3 protein-coding genes (1 of these 3 only partly in view) are annotated in these 18,679 nt (G+C 71.8%); all 3 read right to left on the bottom strand.

Features of this window, described 5'->3' with window-relative positions:
• Tightly spaced (each overlapping or abutting the next), the 3 genes in view from O7625_RS18015 to O7625_RS18005 form a layout consistent with a single transcriptional unit that may run on beyond the window.
• A protein-coding gene (locus O7625_RS18015) for a type I polyketide synthase (RefSeq protein ID WP_282340079.1) crosses the window boundary here: on the bottom strand, window positions 1–12,864 show its 5' portion. Its footprint begins 3,585 nt before the window's first position; the window shows 12,864 of its 16,449 coding nt (coding positions 1–12,864); it begins with the start codon at window positions 12,862–12,864; the stop codon falls past the left edge of the window.
• A complete protein-coding gene (locus tag O7625_RS18010) occupies window positions 12,864–13,385 on the bottom strand; it encodes a nuclear transport factor 2 family protein (protein WP_282340078.1) in 522 nt (173 codons plus the stop codon). Before O7625_RS18010 ends, O7625_RS18015 begins: the two co-directional genes overlap by 1 nt.
• Entirely contained in the window at window positions 13,382–18,679 is a 5,298-nt protein-coding gene (locus O7625_RS18005; RefSeq protein WP_282340077.1) for a type I polyketide synthase, read from the bottom strand. Before O7625_RS18005 ends, O7625_RS18010 begins: the two co-directional genes overlap by 4 nt.

The raw sequence follows: 18,679 nt of genomic DNA, 5'->3' as shown, positions 1-18,679 counted from the left end.
GAATACGGTCCGGTCGCCGGCCACGATGGCCGCGCGATGCTCGAACGCCGTCCGGGTGGTCGCCAGCGAATACCCCACATCCACCACATCGAGATCCACACACGACAACAACTGCTCCGCCCGCGCCCGCAGCGCAGCCGGACTCCTTGCCGAAACCACCCACGGAACAACCGACAACGGCCGCTCCACCACCGGACCCACCACCACCGGATCCACCACCGGGCTCTCCGCCGCCTCCCCCTCCGCCGCCTCCTCCAGGATCACGTGTGCATTCGTCCCACTGATCCCAAACGACGACACCCCCGCACGACGCACCCGACCCACCTCCGGCCACACCCGCGCCTCACCCAACACCCGAACACCACCACCCGACCAATCCACCCCCGACGACGGCACCGACACATGCAACGACGCCGGCAACACCCCAAACCGCAACGCCTGCACCATCTTGATCACACCCGCCACACCCGCAGCCGCCTGCGCATGACCCACATTCGACTTCACCGACCCCAACCACAACGGCCGCCCCACCACCCGACCCCGCCCATACGTCGCCACCAACGCCCCCACCTCAATCGGATCACCCAACCGCGTCCCCGTCCCATGCCCCTCCACCACATCCACATCACCCACCCCCAAACCCGCCCGACCCAACGCCAACCGAATCACCCGCTGCTGAGCAACCCCACTCGGCGCCGTCAACCCATTCGACGCACCATCCTGATTAACCGCACTCCCCCGCACCACCGCCAACACCCGATGACCCCGCCGACGCGCATCCGACAACCGCTCCACCACCACCACACCCACACCCTCCGACCAGGCGGTGCCGGCCGCCGAGTCGGAGTACGAGTGGCAGCGGCCGTCCGGGGACAGTCCGCCCTGCCGGGAGAACTCGATGAAGGTCGTCGGGGTGGCCATGACGGTGACGCCACCGGCGAGGGCGAGCGAGCACTCCCCGGCCCGGAGCGCCTGCGCGGCCAGGTGCAGCGCCACCAGCGACGACGAACACGCGGTGTCCACGGTCACCGCCGGGCCCTGGAGACCCAGCACGTAGGAGACCCGGCCGGACACCACGCTGGAGGCGCGTCCGGTGAGGGTGTACCCCTCGACGCCGCTGGTGGTCTGTTGCAGGATCCCGTAGTCCTGGCCGTTGGTGCCGGCGAAGACCCCCGTGTCGCTGTCGCGCAGGGTGGCCGGGTCGATCCCGGCCTGCTCCAGGGCCTCCCAGGAGACCTCCAGGAGGAGCCGCTGCTGCGGGTCGGTGGCCAGTGCCTCACGCGGTGAGATGCCGAAGAACTCCGCGTCGAAGTCACCGGCGTCGTGCAGGAAGCCGCCGCCCCGGGCGTGGGTGTGGCCGGGGGTGCCCTGCCGGGGGTCGTAGAGGTCCGGCGGCCAGCCACGGTCGGTCGGGAAGCCGGTGATCGCGTCGCGTTCCTCGACCACGAACCGCCACAGGTCGTCGGCCGAACGGATACCACCCGGGTAGCGGCAGGCCATCCCCACGATCACCACCGGATCGTCAGGGACGGCTGCGGCGGTCGGGGTGGGCTCCGTGCGTTCGCCGCCGATCAGCAGTTCCCGGAGGTGGTCGACGAGGCGTACGGGGGTCGGGTGATCGAAGGCGACGGTGGTCGGCAACCGCAGGCCGGTCGCCTGGTTGAGCCGGTTGCGCAGCTGCACCGACATCAGGGAGTCGAAGCCTAGGTCGCGGAACGCGTGGTCCGGTGGAACCCGGGACGCGTCGCCGTGCCCGAGGACGAGCGCCGCCTCGGTGCCGACCAGGTCCCGCAGGTAGCTGTTCTGTTCGGGGACGGACAGGTCCTGGATCCGGGTGGTGGACGTGGTGGGTTCCCCCGGCTCCGGCGGTAGCTGCCGTTGCCCGTCGATGTCGGCGATGACCAGGAAGGTCTCGTCCCGGTCGAGGGTTTCCTGGAGGGCGTCGACGGCGGTCTCGGCCCGCATCGCGACGAGGCCCTGGCTGGCCAGCCTGCGGTTGCGTCGGTGGGCGTCCGGTGTGTCCCAGGCACCCCACGCGATGGAGGTGGCCGTACGGCCCTGTCGCCTCCTGCGGTACGCGAGGCTGTCGAGGAACGCGTTCGCCGCGGCGTAGGCACCCTGCCCGGCGTTGCCGATGACTCCGGCGACCGAGGAGAACAGGACGAACGCGGAGAGGTCGAGGTCCTGGGTCAGTTCGTGCAGGTTGGTTGCCGCGTCGACCTTCGGCCGCAGGACGGTGTCGAGGCCGGCCGGGGTGATGTCGGCCAGCACGGCGTCGTCGAGCACCATGGCCGCGTGGAACACCGCGGTGAGCGGGAACTGCTCGGGCACCTCGGCGAGCACCAGAGCCAGGGCGCGGCGGTCGGCGGCGTCGCAGGAGACGACGGTGACGCGGGTGCCCAGGTCGGTCAGTTCCGTGGTGAGTCCGGCGGCTTCCTCGGCGTCGGGGCCGCGCCGGCTCAGGAGCAGCAGGTGTTCGGCGCCGTTGCGGGCCAGCCACCGCGCGACGTGTCGGCCGACGGCTCCGGTTCCCCCGGTCACGAGCACCGTTCCGGAGGGCTTCCATCGGCGGCGGGCCGGGGCGGTGGTGTGCCGGGCCGCCGGGCTCATCCGGCGGACGTACGTCACGCCGGCCCGGATGGCGAACCGGTCCGCGCGGCTCCGGCTGGCCAGGACCCGGCACAGGCTGGTGGTGACCTGGTCGTCGCCGGGTGGTCCGGTCAGGTCGATGAGGCCGCCCCAGCGGTCCGGCAGTTCGAGGGCGGCCACGGCGCCCAGACCCCAGACCAGCGCGCCGACGGTGCCCGTCACGGGATCGGCGGATTCGGCCGGTACGGCGTCGTCGGTCAGCAGCCACAACGTCGCTGCGCTCCCGGTGTCCTCGATCGCCTGGACGAGGGCCACCGTGGCGGCCAGCCCGGAGGGCACGCTGGGGTGCTCCGGCAGCGGTTCGTCGGCGGCGGCCAGGAAGGACAGCACACCGCGTAGACCGCTTCCGGCAGCGGTGATCAGCTCGGCCAGGTCGGTCCGGCCGGTGGTGCCGGCCGGCACGTCGGCGTGAACGACGTCGACGCCGTACGCGGTGAGCGCCTCGGCCCAGCCGGCCCCCCACGGGTCGCCGGCCGTCAGTACCAGCCATGTTCCGGACGGTGCGGTGGTGTCGGCTCCCGGGGACGGGGACGCGGTGCCGACGTCCATGGGTTGCCAGACGACGTGGTGACGCCAGGCGTCGGAGGTTGGCCGCGCACGGTCCGACGTGGTCAGCCAGAAGTGTTCGTGTTGGAAGGGATACGTCGGCAACCCCACCCGACGACCACCCCGAAACGCCGCCCCCCAATCAACCCCCACACCCGCCACAAACACCTCACCCAACGACAACAAAAACCGACCCCAACCACCCTCACCACGACGCAACGTCCCCACCACCGCCACACCCCCACCACCACGAGCCTCCACCACCTCCTCCACCGCCACCGTCAACACCGGATGCGGACTCACCTCAACAAAAACATCAAACCCCTCACCCAACAACCCACCCACCGCACCCTCAAAACCCACCACCTCACGCACATTCCGACACCAATAATCCGCCCCCAACTCACCCCCATCAACCACCCCACCCACCACCGTCGAATAAAAAGGAACCCCACCCGACACCGGCACCACCGACCCCAACTCCACACCCAACCGACCCACCACCTCATCCACCTGAAACGAATGCGCCGCATAATCCACATCAACCACCCGAACCCACACCCCCAACTCCCCACACCGCACCACCAACTCCCCCAACGCCCCCACCTCACCCGACACCACCACCGACGACGGACCATTCACCGCCGCCACCACAACCCGACCCCCAAACCCCACCAACAAACCCTCCACCACACCCACCGACACCCCCAACACCGCCATACCACCCCGACCCGACAACACCCCCAACAACCGACTCCGCACCGCCACCACCCGCGCCGCATCCCCCAAACTCAACACCCCCGCCACACACGCCGCCGCAATCTCACCCTGCGAATGCCCCACCACCACACCCGGCACCACCCCAAACACCCGCCACACCTCAGCCAACGACACCATCACCGCAAACAACACCGGCTGCACCACATCAACCCGATCCAAACCCACCCCACCCGACACCACCTCCAACAAATCCCACTCCACAAAAGGAGCCAACGCCACCGCACACTCACCCATACGCGCCGCAAAAACCGGCGACGACACCAACAACTCCGCCGCCATACCCACCCACTGCGAACCCTGACCCGGAAAAACAAAAACCACACCCCGACCACCACCACCAGAAACACCAGCCACCACATTCGCCGCCGCACCACCACCCGCCAGCGCCTGTAGGGCGGTGCGGAATACGGTCCGGTCGCCGGCCACGATGGCCGCGCGATGCTCGAAAGCCGTCCGGGTGGTCGCCAGCGAATACCCCACATCCACCACATCGAGATCCACACACGACAACAACTGCTCCGCCCGCGCCCGCAACGCCGCCGCACTCCTCGCCGAAACCACCCACGGAACCACCGACAGAGCCGGCTCCACCACCGGACCCACCACCACCGGATCCACCACCGGGCTCTCCGCCGACTCCCCCTCCGCCGCCTCCTCCAGGATCACGTGCGCGTTCGTCCCACTGATCCCAAACGACGACACCCCCGCACGACGCACCCGACCCACCTCCGGCCACACCCGCGCCTCACCCAACACCCGAACACCACCACCCGACCAATCCACCCCCGACGACGGCACCGACACATGCAACGACGCCGGCAACACCCCAAACCGCAACGCCTGCACCATCTTGATCACACCCGCCACACCCGCAGCCGCCTGCGCATGACCCACATTCGACTTCACCGACCCCAACCACAACGGCCGCCCCACCACCCGACCCCGCCCATACGTCGCCACCAACGCCCCCACCTCAATCGGATCACCCAACCGCGTCCCCGTCCCATGCCCCTCCACCACATCCACATCACCCACCCCCAAACCCGCCCGACCCAACGCCAACCGAATCACCCGCTGCTGAGCAACCCCACTCGGCGCCGTCAACCCATTCGACGCACCATCCTGATTAACCGCACTCCCCCGCACCACCGCCAACACCCGATGACCCCGCCGACGCGCATCCGACAACCGCTCCACCACCACCACACCCACACCCTCGGAGAAACCCGTACCGTCGGCCGTGTCGGAGTAGGGCCGGCACCGTCCGTCGGGTGACAGCGCACGTTGGTGACCGAAGTCCACGTAGAGACCGGGGGTGGACATGATGGTGGCGCCACCGGCGAGGGCGAGCGAGCACTCCCCGGCCCGCAGCGCCTGCGCGGCCAGGTGCAGCGCCACCAGCGACGACGAACACGCGGTGTCCACGGTCACCGCCGGGCCTTCCAGGCCCATGACGTACGCGACCCGGCCGGAGGCGACGCCGCCGGTGGTACCCGAGCTGAGGTAGCCGGCCACCTCGTCGGGTGGCACGTCCACGCGGATTCCGTAGTCGTGGTACATCAGGCCGGTGAAGACGCCGGTGTCGCTGCCGCGCAGGGTGGCCGGGTCGATCCCGGCCTGCTCCAGGGCCTCCCAGGAGACCTCCAGCAGGTGCCGTTGCTGCGGGTCCATCGCGAGCGCCTCGCGGTGGGAGATGCCGAAGAAGCCGGCGTCGAAGTCGGCGGCGTCGTGCAGGAAGCCGCCGCCCTGCGCGTAGGTGTGTCCGGCGCGGCCCGGCTCCGGGTCGTACAGGTCGTCGGGCCAGCCACGGTCGGTCGGGAAGCCGGTGATCGCGTCGCGTTCCTCGACCACGAACCGCCACAGGTCGTCGGCCGAACGGATACCACCCGGGTAGCGGCAGGCCATCCCCACGATCACCACCGGATCGTCGGCGGTGACCTGCTGGCCGGCGCTCGCCTGGCTGCCGGGCGCGGCAGGGGCCTGTCGCCCGTCGGTCAACCGCTGGCGCAGGTACGCCGCGAGGGTGCCCGGATCGGGATGGTCGAAGACGAGGGTGGCGGGCAGCCGCAGGCCGGTCGCCCTGCTGAGCCGGTTGCGGAACTCGACGGCGAGCAGCGAGTCGAAGCCGATCTCCTTGAACACCCGGTCGGGTCGGATCAGGTCCGGGCTGTCGTGGCCGAGGACGGTCGCGGCGTGCGTGCGGACCAGGTCGAGCACCAACCGCAGTTGCTCCTCGACCGGCCTGCGGGCCAGCCGGCCGTCGAGCCGGTGCGGCGGGGCGGCCGGTGGGGCGGCCCGGCGACCGCGCAGCAGGGGGGAGGCGTCGTTGCCCGGGGGCCGGGTGAGCCGTGCCGCCACGAGTTCGGGAACGGGGGTCCGCAGGGCGGCGTCGAACAGCCGCAGACCGTCCCGTACGGACAGGGGGTGTATGCCGGCCCGGGCCAGCCGGGCCCGGTCCGCGTCGGTCATCGCCCCGGTCAGGCCGGTGGTCACCTCCCACAGGCCCCAGGCGATCGACTGGGCCGGTGCGCCGCGGGCCTGCCGGCGCCTGGCGATGCCGTCCAGCGCGGCGTTGGCGGCGGCGTACGCGGCCTGACCCGCGTTGCCGAGGACACCGACGACGGAGGAGAACAGCACGAAGAACGCGAGGTCCTGGTCGCGGGTCAGCTCGTCGAGAAGGACGGCCGAGGTGGCCTTGGCGGCCATCACCCGGGCCAGCCGGTCCGGTGTCAGTGACGTGAGGGGAGCATCGTCGAGTACGCCGGCAGCGTGCACGACGCCGCCCACCCGTACGCCGCGCAGCGCCTCACCCAGTGCGGCCCGGTCCGTCACGTCGACGGCCACGATGTCGGCGCCCAGCTCTGCCGCCAGATCGGCTGCCCCCGGGGCGGCCGGCCCGCTGCGGCTGAGCAGCAGCAGGCGGCGTACCCCGTGGTCGGTCTTCAGCCGACGGGCGATCAGCGCGCCCAGGGTGCCCGTGCCCCCGGTGACGACGACGGTGGCCCGGGGGTCGATGGCGACCGGTGTGTCGCCAGGGTCCACGGGGACGAGCCGTGGCACGTGGGCGACGCCGTCGCGGAGGGCGAGCTGCGGTTCGTCCCAGCCGGCGACTTCGGCCGGCAGGGGGCCGCCGTCGGAGTCCACCAGCATGAAGCGGCCCGGGTGTTCGGCCTGTGCCGACCGGACGAGGCCCCACACGGCCGCGCTGTCCGGGCTGGGTGGTTCGTCGTCCGTCGTGATCGTCCATGCCCGTCGGGTGGTCAGCACCAGGGGTTCGGACGGGCCGGCCAGCCGACGTTGCAGGATCTCCAGTACGGCGGCGACGTCCTGGCCCATGACGTCGACGACGTCGACGTCACCGACGCCGGTGGTCACCGGTGGATCGAAGCGCTGCCAGGCGACGGTGAACAGTGCCCCGGCGGGCGCCCCGGCGTCGCCGGCCGGGGCGCGCAGGGTCAACGCGTCGACGGTCAGGACGGGTACGCCGGCCTCGTCGACGGCGTCGATCGCCACGGTGCCGGGCGCGACGCGGCGGACTCGGGCGCGCAGCGCCGATCCGGCTGGTCCGTGCACGGTGACACCGGTCCAGACGAACGGCAGACCGCCGTCGGTGCCGCCGTCGAGCAGCGTCGCCGCATGCAGCACGGCGTCGAGCAGCGCCGGGTGTACGGTGTGCCCGCCGGTGGTCAGGTCGGTGCTCGTCTCGACGGTCACCTCGCCGTCGAGCGACCAGGCCGCGTCCAGGCCCTGGAATGCCGGCCCGTACTGGAATCCCCGGCTTTCGAGCTCCTCGTAGAAGCCGGTCAGGGAAATCTCGGTGCCCCCGGTGGCGGGGTGGTCCTCGGGTGGTCGCTGCGGTTCGCGGCTGAGGGTTCCGATGGCGTGGCAGGTCCACTCGGGTGAGCCGGTGGCGTCCGTTCGGGCGTTGATCCGCACGGAGCGCTGTTCCGGGTGGTCGGCGGGGTCGATGACGACCTGCAGCTCGACGGTTCCCGACGGGGGGACCACCAGCGGGGTGCGCAGGGTCAGTTCGGCGACGCGGGGGTATCCGGCGAGGTCGCCGGCGGTCGCCGCGAGGTCGAGGAAGCCGGTGCCGGGGAAGAGGACGTCTCCTCGTACCCGGTGGTCGGCCAGCCAGGGGTGGGTCCGGTGCGACAGTCCGCCGAGCAGCAGCAGACGTTCCGGGTCGGGGGTGGACACCAGTGCCCGGAGGATGCCGTGCTCGATCTGGTCCAGGCCGGTGCCGGTGCCGGTGGTCGACGGGCCGGTGGGGTCGGTGTGCCAGAAGTGTTCGTGTTGGAAGGGATACGTCGGCAACCCCACCCGACGACCACCCCGAAACGCCGCCCCCCAATCAACCCCCACACCCGCCACAAACACCTCACCCAACGACAACAAAAACCGACCCCAACCACCCTCACCACGACGCAACGTCCCCACCACCGCCACACCCCCACCACCACGAGCCTCCACCACCTCCTCCACCGCCACCGTCAACACCGGATGCGGACTCACCTCAACAAAAACATCAAACCCCTCACCCAACAACCCACCCACCGCACCCTCAAAACCCACCACCTCACGCACATTCCGACACCAATAATCCGCCCCCAACTCACCCCCATCAACCACCCCACCCACCACCGTCGAATAAAAAGGAACCCCACCCGACACCGGCACCACCGACCCCAACTCCACACCCAACCGACCCACCACCTCATCCACCTGAAACGAATGCGCCGCATAATCCACATCAACCACCCGAACCCACACCCCCAACTCCCCACACCGCACCACCAACTCCCCCAACGCCCCCACCTCACCCGACACCACCACCGACGACGGACCATTCACCGCCGCCACCACAACCCGACCCCCAAACCCCACCAACAAACCCTCCACCACACCCACCGACACCCCCAACACCGCCATACCACCCCGACCCGACAACACCCCCAACAACCGACTCCGCACCGCCACCACCCGCGCCGCATCCCCCAAACTCAACACCCCCGCCACACACGCCGCCGCAATCTCACCCTGCGAATGCCCCACCACCACACCCGGCACCACCCCAAACACCCGCCACACCTCAGCCAACGACACCATCACCGCAAACAACACCGGCTGCACCACATCAACCCGATCCAAACCCACCCCACCCGACACCACCTCCAACAAATCCCACTCCACAAAAGGAGCCAACGCCACCGCACACTCACCCATACGCGCCGCAAAAACCGGCGACGACACCAACAACTCCGCCGCCATACCCACCCACTGCGAACCCTGACCCGGAAAAACAAAAACCACACCCCGACCACCACCACCACCACCAGAAACACCAGCCACCACATTCGCCCCGCCGACGTCCACGCCACCGCCGGCCACCTCGACCAGACCCGACCGCAGACCCTCTCCCGTACCCACCACCACCGCCCGCGTGCCGAAGACCGACCGCGACCCCAAGGAAAAGGCGACATCCACGTCACTCAACCCGGCCACCGCATCCACCAGGCCACCCGCCACCGCACGCAGCCCCGGCTCCGAGCGGGCGGACAGCACCCACGGCACCACCGGCGCGGTGGACGCCACCGGCGCGACAGACGGCACCGGCTGCTCCGCCGATTCCTCCGCCGGTGCCTCCAGGATCACATGCGCGTTCGTCCCGCTGATCCCGAACGAGGAGACGGCGAACCGCCGCGGCCGGCCGGTGGTCGGCCAGGGAGTGGGTTCACGGAGCAGCGCGACGGCGCCGGCCGTCCAGTCGATGCGGGGTGAGGGCACCTCGGCGTGCAGGGTCCGGGGCAGCGTGCCCCGTCCCATCGCGCAGATCATCTTGATGACGCCGCCGATGCCGGCGGCGGCCTGGGTGTGGCCGATGTTGGACTTCAGCGAGCCGAGCCACAGCGGACGGTTCGACGGCCGGTGCCGACCGTAGGTGGCCAGGAGGGCCTCGGCCTCGATCGGGTCGCCGAGCCGGGTGCCGGTGCCGTGGGCCTCCACCGCGTCGACGTCCTGCGCCGTGAGACCGGCGACGTCGAGCGTCCGCCGGATGAGGGCTTCCTGGGCGGCCCCGTTGGGCGCGGTCAGGCCGTTGCTCGCACCATCGGAATTGATCGCCGAACCGCGGAGCACGGCCAGCGGCTGGTGCCCGTGCCGACGCGCGTCGGAGAGTCTCTCCAGCACCAGCACGCCGGCCCCCTCGGCCCAGGCGGTGCCGTCGGCGTCGGCCCCGAACGCCTTGCACCGGCCGTCGGGGGCGAGGCCCCGCTGCCGGCTGAACTCGACGAACATCCCCGGACCGGCCATCACGGTCACGCCGCCGGCCAGCGCGAGGGTGCACTCTCCCTGCCGCAGGGACTGCGCGGCGAGGTGCACGGCGACCAGCGACGACGAGCAGGCCGTGTCGACGGTGACGGCGGGTCCGGCAAGCCCCAGGGCATAGGCGATCCGGCCGGAGACGACGCTCACGGTGCCGCCGGTCAGCCGGTAGCCGTCCGAGCCCGCACCGGTGGCATCGAGCCGGGGCCCGTACTCCTGGTCGGTGGCGCCGACGAAGACGCCCACGCGGCTGCCGGCGAGGCTGAGGGGATCGATGCCGGCGCGTTCGATGCCTTCCCAGGACACCTCCAGCAGGAGGCGCTGCTGGGGGTCCATCGCCGCTGCTTCGCGGGGGCTGATGCCGAAGAACTCGGCGTCGAAGTCCGCCGCGTCGTGCAGGAAGCCGCCGTGGCGGACGTAGGAGGTGCCGGGCCGGTCCGGGTCGGGGTCGAAGAGTCGTTTCAGGTCCCATCCCCGGTCGGTCGGCAGCGGGGTGATCGCGTCGGTGCCCTCGTCGACCAGCCGCCACAGGTCCTCCGGTGACCGGACACCGCCGGGGTAACGGCAGGCCATGCCGACCACCACGATCGGGTCGTCCGTGGCCGGCGGTGGCGCGGCCAGCGGTGGCGCGGCCAGCGGTGGCGCGACCGGCGGTGGCGCGGGCTGGCCGGTGGGTTCCGCGCGCAGGAACTCCGCGAGGCCGGCGGGGGTAGGGAACCGGAACGTCAGGCCGGTGGCGAGTTGCCGGCCGGTGGCGGTGCTCAGCCGGGCGGTGAGGCTCGTGACGCCCGTCGAGTTGAGCCCGAGTTCCTCGAAGGTGCGGTGCGGGTCGACCGCGTCGCCGGTCCCGTGTCCGAGTTCCGCCGCCACGGTGGCACGGACCAGTGCGAGGGTGTCCGGGGCCGGGCCGGTCGGCGCGGCGACCTCCCCCACCCAGTGACGCTTGCGGGTGAACGCGTAGGTGGGCAGATCGACGTATCCGGCCGGGTCGGGTTCCAGGTCGGACAGCCAGTCGGTCGGGGTGTCGATGGTGGCGCGACCGGCCACGATCTCCGCCAGCGCGTCGCGGTGTCCGGTGGTGCGCGGTCCGTCGATGACGGCGTGGTGGGCGAAACGTGTCCTGGTCAGCGCTAGGGAGCGGCCGACCGCGTCGGGATCCGCGTCGGGATGCTCCTGGAGCCAGGTGATCAGGGCTGCGGCCTGTGCCCTGAGGGCGTGCGGTGTCGGTGCCGAGATCAGCCAGGGCACGGGTGTGCCGGGTCGGGTCGGCGGCCGGTCGGTGGTCGGTGGGGGCGCGTCGGTGAGGACGAGGTGGCAGTTGACCCCGCCCATGCCGAAGGAGCTCACGCCGGCGAGCAGCCGGCCGGCGGGCGGCCACGCTTGCAGGGTGGTCTGAACCCGCAGTCGCAGGTCGTCGAGCGGGATCCGGGGGTTCGGCCGGGTGAAGTTGAGGCTCGGCGGCAGTTGGCGGTGCCGCAGGCTCAGCACGAGCTTGAGCAGGCCGACCACGCCGGCGGCGCCTTCGAGGTGGCCGACGTTGGTCTTGGCGGAACCCACCAGCAGCGGCCGGTCGGTCGGATGGTGGCGGCCGACGGCCGCGCCGAGCGCGCGGGCCTCGACCGGGTCACCGACCCGGGTGCCGGTGCCGTGCAGCTCGACGTACTGGACGTCGGCAGGGTCGACGCCGGCCTGCCGGTGGGCCTGTTCGATGACCTCCCGTTGGGCATCCGGGCTGGGCACGGTGAGCTGGTGGTCACCGCCGTCGTGGTTGACCGCGCCACCGAGGATGACGGCATGGACCCGGTCACCGTCCGCCACCGCCCGGGACAGCAGCTTGAGCACCAGGACTACCCCGCCTTCGCCGCGGACGTAGCCGTTGGCACGTTCGTCGAAGGTGTAGCAGCGTCCGTCGGGTGACAGCCCGCCGAAGCGGGTCGCGCCGAGGGTGCTCTCGGCCCGAATGTTGATGTTGACGCCGCCGGCGATGGCGGCCGTGGACTCGCCCCGACGCAGGCTCTCGCAGGCCTGGTGCACGGCGACGAGTGAGGACGACTGGGCGGTGTCGACCGTCATGCTGGGGCCGCGCAGGCCGAAGAAGTGCGACACGCGGTTGGCGATGATGCCGCGGCCGATGCCGGCGAGGGTGTGCTGGTCGACGGCCCCCGGGTCGGCGTGCAGCGCCAGCGTCGCGTAGTCGTCCCACATCGCTCCGACGTAGACGCTGGTGGCGGTGTCGCGGAGTCGGGCGGGCGGGATCCTGGCGTCCTCCAGGGCCTCCCAGCTCAGTTCGAGCAGCAGCCGCTGCTGCGGGTCCATGGCCGCGGCGACGCGGGGCGGGATGCCGAAGAAGTCGGCGTCGAAGGTGTCGATCGTGTCGAGGAACGCGCCGAAGCGGTGGGGCAGCGGGGGGCCGGGCCAGCGTCCCGGGGGTGCCTCGCCCACCGCGTCACGGCCGTCGGTCAGCAGGTGCCAGAAGTGTCGCGGGGTCGGGGCCTTCGGTAGGCGGCAGGCCGTCCCGATGACGGCGACGGGCTCACCCGCGGTGCTGTTCGTACCGGTGGCCATCACTGCCCCGGCCGGGTCGTGTCGGCGGCGGCCGTCCGCAGCGGCGGTGGTGCCGACATGTGCACGGTGCGGTGGGCGATGCGCCAGCGTGTTCCCTCGCGGCGTAGCCGGTCCACGTAGTTGCCCAGGCGGCGCAGTCCCAGCTGCCCGTCGGTGTACAGACCGGTCACCGTGAAGATCGAGTACACCTCGGCCGTGGTGGGTCCGAGCGAGGTGATCAGGAGGTTGGACGTCACGTGCCGGAACACCACGCCGACCTCGTCGCGGGCGTGGTTCCACTGATAGGTGAAGCCCATGATGATCTGCTCCGGGGTGGTGAGCACGCTGGGATAGCCCTCGGGGGGCGGGTCCATCCGGAAGACCGCGTCGGCGGTGTAGAGGGTCCGGAGGGTGTCGAAGTCGCCGGCGTCCATCAGCAGTCCGGCCGCGACCACCACGTCCTGGATGGCGGCCCGGTCCCGGAGCGCCTGGGCATCGAGGAGTTCCGTCTCGCCCGGCTCCAGCCAGTCCGATCTGCTCATGACGTCCTTTCCGTGGCGCTGTCGCGCCGGATTCCGTCCAGCCACGTCCACATGGCGGCAGCGGTGCTGTCGGCGTGTTCGCCGACCATCGTGCAGTGGTCTCCCGGTACCTCACCTGCCTCGTGGTCGCCCGGCCACCGTGAGCGCCAGTCGCCGGTGACGGGCGGCGCGTCCGGCGATCCGGGGACCGGCTGCAGCGGGCGCAGGAACAGGGTGCGGGTCCGCACCGGTTCGGGACGCCAGCTGCGGAACATGCGACGGTAACTGCCGAACGTGGTGAGGGAGGTGAAGTCGGGGGTGGCGAAGGTCGCCCGGCGGACGACCAGTTCGTGGTTCATGGCACGCCGCAGGGCCGGGGACATGCCGTCGGGCAGGTAGGTGTCCAGCAGGACGAGGGCCAGGGGTGGTGTCCCTGCTCTCTCCAGGGCGGCGGTCACCGCGTGGGCGAGCCAGCCTCCCGAGGAGTAGCCGAGCAGGACGGGTGCCTCGCCGTCGCACCGTCCGACGACGTAGCGGGTCAGCACTCCGACCAGTGCCTCGACCGACGTGGCCAGGGGGTCACCGATCCGGAAGCCGGGCACCGGCAGCACCGAGAGGCTCGTCCGGCCCTGGAGGTAGTCGGCCAGCCGGGCGAACTGGATGGCAGCATCGACCGGCGCGAACGGCGGCACGGCGAACACCGTCGGTCCCTGTCGCCCGCGTGCCAGGTCGACGAGGGTGGCGTCGGGGCCGAAGTCGGCGGCGGAGTCGAACGTCTCGCGCAGCGCGGCCGCGCCGACGCACAGGGATTCGATGGCGTTCATCTCGCCGCGCAGCGCTAGCCGTCGGTAGATGTCGTGCAGGCCGCCGTCGACGCCGCTGGCGAGGGGGGTGGCGGTCGTGGCGTCGCCGCTCAGCAGCGCCAGCAGATGGTCGGCCAGTGCCAGCGGGGTCTCGTGGTCGTAGATCAGGCCGGGGGGCAGCGGCAGGTCGGCCAGCTTGGCCAGCCGGTCGCGGAGCGCGACGGCGCGTAGCGAGTCGAAGCCGAGTTCCCGCAGCGGGCGGTGCGGTTCGACGGAGTCCGGTGCGGGGTGGCCCAGTTCGGCGGCGATCTCCACGCGGACGAGGTGCAGGAGCAGGTCGGTCCGCTGCTCGCCGGATCGGCCGGACAGCCGGGTGCGCAGGTCAGGTCGGGTGGACGCGTCGGTGGTGTCCGGTGGTGGTGCCAGTTCGGTGATCAGGGGTCGGGGGCGGGCCGCGGTGTAGGTGGCGGCGAAGCGGGGCCAGTCGATGTCGGCGATGACCGGGACCGGGTTCGCGGTCGCGACCGCGCGGGACATCGCCTGGAGGGCGGTGCCGGGCGTCATCGACCGTACGCCCCGGACGGCGTAGTGCTCGCCGGCCAGTTCGGCCATGCCCGGACCGGCCCATGCTCCCCACGCGATCGAGGTGGCGGCCTGCCCCCGGGCACGTCGTCGCTGCGCGATGGCGTCGAGGGCGGCGTTGGCGGCGCTGTACCCGGCCTGGGAGCCGCTGCCCCAGATGCCCGCCGCAGAGGAGAACAGGATGAACGCGTCGAGATCGTCGTCGCTGGTCAGCGCGTCGAGAACCGCGGCGCCGCCGACCTTGGCGTCGAGCACCCCGGCGAGGTCGGTCGCACCGGTCTCGGTGACCGTCGCCGGCGGTTGCGGGGTTCCGGCGGTGTGGACGACGGCTCGCGGCGGTCGGCCGGTGGCACGTAACCTGGCCAGCAGGGTGGCCATGGCGGTCTGGTCCCGCACGTCTGCCGCCACCACCGTGGCCCCGACGCCCGTCGCGGCGAGGTCGTCGAGCAGCGTCGCTGCCCCGGGTGCCTGTGGTCCCTGCCGGGACAGCAGCACCAGGTGTTCGGCGCCGGCGGTGGCGAGCCAGCGTGCGACCTGGCCGCCGAGGCCTCCGGTGCCACCGGTGACCAGCACGGTTCCGCTCGGCTGCCACGGGGTCACGGCCGCCGTGGCGGTCGCCCGGGTGAGCCGGCGGACGTGGCATCCACCGGGGCGCAGCGCGATCTGGTCCTCGCCCGGGTCGAGCGCCAGTACCCCGGGCAGCGCTGCGAGGTCCGCGTCCGACGGTGCGGCGGGAAGGTCGATCAGGCCGCCCCAGCGGTCCGGTTGTTCGAGCCCGATCACCCGCCCCAGGCCGGCGGCTGCCGCCCCGGCGACGGTGGTGACGGGTTCACCGGCGACGGATGCCGCGCCTGCCGTCACGTACCACAGGGGTGCGGTGGTTCCGGCTTCCGTGAGGGCCTGGGCCAGGGTGACCGACCTGGTCAGTGCGGTCAGTGCGGTGTCCGCGCCGTCGGGGAGCCACAGGATGCCGGCCGGTTCGGTGGGCAGGTCTCTCAGCCGGGCCGCCAGGGCCTGTCGTGGCGTACCGTCGTCGGTCAGTCGGGTCACGGTCATCCCGGCCGTACCGCACGCGGCTGACAGCCGGTCGGCGAGTTCCGCCGCGGCGGCGACGATCAGCCAGGTACCGGCGGGGCCGTGGGCCGGTCGGGGGACGGTCAGCGGCTCCCAGCGGATCTCGTAGTGCCAGTCGTGCCCGTCGGCCGTGGCCTGCGGGGTGGACGCCGGGGCTGGCTCGGGCCAGTAGCGGGTTCGTTGGAAGGCGTAGGTGGGCAGCTCGGTCCGGGCGCTTACCGGGTGCGGGGGGACGAGGGCCGCGACGGGCCCGCCGTGGGTGAACAGGTCCGCCATCGCCTGTTCGAACGCGGCAGTCTGGCCGGTGTCGCGGCGTTGGGTCGGCACGATCGCCCGGTTGGGCGACGGCGGGAGGCACTCGCGGGCCAGCGTGGACAACACCGCGTCCGGGCCGACCTCGATGTAGACGGTGACGTCGGCGGCGTCCAGTGATCGCAGTGCGTCGGCGAAACGGACGGTGCGGCGTGCGTTGTCGAGCCAGTACCGGGGGGTGGCGAGTTCGGCGCCGGAGGTGATCCGTCCGGTGGTGGTGGAGACGAAGGCGATGGTGGGCGCTCCGAACGAGATGCCGGACAGCACGTCGGCGTACCGGTCGAGGATGGGGTCGATCGCGGCCGAGTGGAACCCGTGGGTGACCGCCAGCCGGGTACTCCGCCACCCCCGCGCGGTGAAGAGCGTTTCGGCGGCGGTCACGTCGGCGTCGATGCCGGACACCACCACCGACGTCGGTGCGTTGACGGCGGCGATGTCGACGGCCCGGTCGAGGGTGCCCAGGGCGGCGAGGACGTCGGCCTCGCTGGCGCGGACCGCGCTCATGGCTCCGCCGGGTGGTAGTTGCTGCATGAGGGAGCCACGGGCGGCCACCAGGGCGGCCGCGTCCGGCAGGGAGAGCACTCCCGCCACGTGCGCTGCGGTGATCTCGCCGAGGGAGTGGCCGAGTACGTAGTCGGCGGTGTGGCCGAACGACTCGTACAGCCGGTACAGCGCGACCTCGACGGCGAACAACGCGGGTTGGGCGTACCGGCTCTGCTCCAGGTGGGCGGCGTGCGGGGACGCCGGGGCCGCGAACACCACGTCGCGCAGGGGGATCGGCAGGGTGGTGTCGAACTGTCCGCACACCGCGTCGAACGCCTGGGCGAAGGAGGTGAACCGGTCGTACAGGTCCCGGCCCATGCCGGGTCGTTGCGCGCCCTGACCGGTGAACAGCACGGCCGTCCGGACGACGCCGGCCCTCCCGACGCGGACGCCGGCGGCGGGTTCTCCCCCGGCCAGTGACTGCAGGGCGGTGAGCCGGTCGTCGCGGTCCTGGCCGGTGACGACGGCCCGGTGGTCGAACAGGGTCCGGTTGGCGGCCAGGGTGTGGGCCACGGCGGAGTCGGTCAGGTGCGGGTGGGTGGTCAGGTGGGCGTGGAGCTTCGCGGCCTGCGCCCGCAGTGCGGCGGTGTTCCTGGCCGTGAGGATCCAGGGGTGGTGGCCTGCCGGTTCGTCGGTGTCGACGGGCGTGTCGGCGACCTGTTCGAGAACGACGTGGGCGTTGGTGCCGCCGATGCCGAAGGAGGACACGGCGGCGCGGCGCGGCCGCCCGGTGTCGGGCCAGTCCCGGTGGCGGTGGAGGAGTTCGACGGCGCCCTGTGTCCAGTCGACGTGGGAAGAGGGGGGTGTCGCGTGCAGGGTCGCCGGTAGTCGGCCGTGTCGCATGGCCTGGACCGTCTTGATGACACCGGCGACGCCGGCGGCGGCCTGGGTGTGGCCGATGTTCGATTTCACCGAGCCCAGGTAGAGCGGCCGGCCGGATGGTCGGTGCTGGCCGTAGGTGGACAGGAGCGCCCGGGCTTCGATCGGGTCGCCGAGTCCGGTTCCGGTGCCGTGTGCTTCGACCAGGTCCACGTCGGCCGGGGAGAGTCCGGCGTTGGCCAGCGCCTGGGCGATGACGGCCCGTTGGGCGACGCCGTTGGGTGCGGTGATGCCGTTCGACGCGCCGTCCTGGTTGGTCGCGCTGCCGCGTACCAGGGCCAGCACCGGGTGACCGAGCCGGTGCGCGTCGGACAGGCGTTCCACCAGCAGCAGGCCCGCGCCTTCTCCCCAGCCGATGCCGTCGGCGCCGTCGGCGAACGCCTTGCAGCGTCCGTCGGCGGCGAGGGCGCCCTGTCGGGCGAATTCCCGCAGTGGAGCGGTCGTGCCCATCACGGTGACTCCGCCGACGAGGGCCAGGTCGCATTCGTGTGCGCGCAGGGAGCGGACGCCGAGGTGCAGCGCCACCAGGGAGGACGAGCAGGCCGTGTCCACGGTGATCGCGGCGCCGGTCAGTCCGAGGGTGTAGGCGATCCGACCGGACAGCACGGACAGCGAGCTACCGGTGACCGCGTCTCCCTCACGGACGCCGCCGGCACCGGTGGCGCTGGGCGCGTAGCCGGTGAACGCGGCTCCGACGATGACGTCGGTGCGGCTGCCGCGTAGTGCGGTCGGGTCGATGCCGGCCCGCTCGACAGCCTCCCATGCCGACTCCAGCAGCAGTCGCTGCTGCGGGTCCATCGCGAGCGCCTCGCCCGGTGAGATGCCGAAGAACTCGGCGTCGAATCCGCTCGCGTCGTGCAGGAACCCGCCCAGGTTCGGTCCGACATCGAGGGGTGCCCATCCCCGGTCGGTGGGCAGGGTGGTGATGGCGTCCGTGCCGGCGGCGACGAGGTTCCACAGCGCGTCCGGGGAGTCGACGCCGCCGGGATAGCGGCAGGCCATGCCGATGATCGCCACCGGCTCCAGGGGCCGGGCCTCGACCTCGGCGAGCCGCTGGCGGGTGTGCTGCAGTTGGGTGGCGGTCTCGCGGAGAAAGTGGCGGAGTCGCTCGGAGTTGGTCAC

This window comes from Micromonospora sp. WMMD714, assembly GCF_029581315.1.
Taxonomy (GTDB): domain Bacteria; phylum Actinomycetota; class Actinomycetes; order Mycobacteriales; family Micromonosporaceae; genus Micromonospora; species Micromonospora rifamycinica.
The sequence above is the reverse complement of the archived record's forward strand: the minus strand, read 5'-3'. Positions and strand labels throughout refer to the sequence as shown.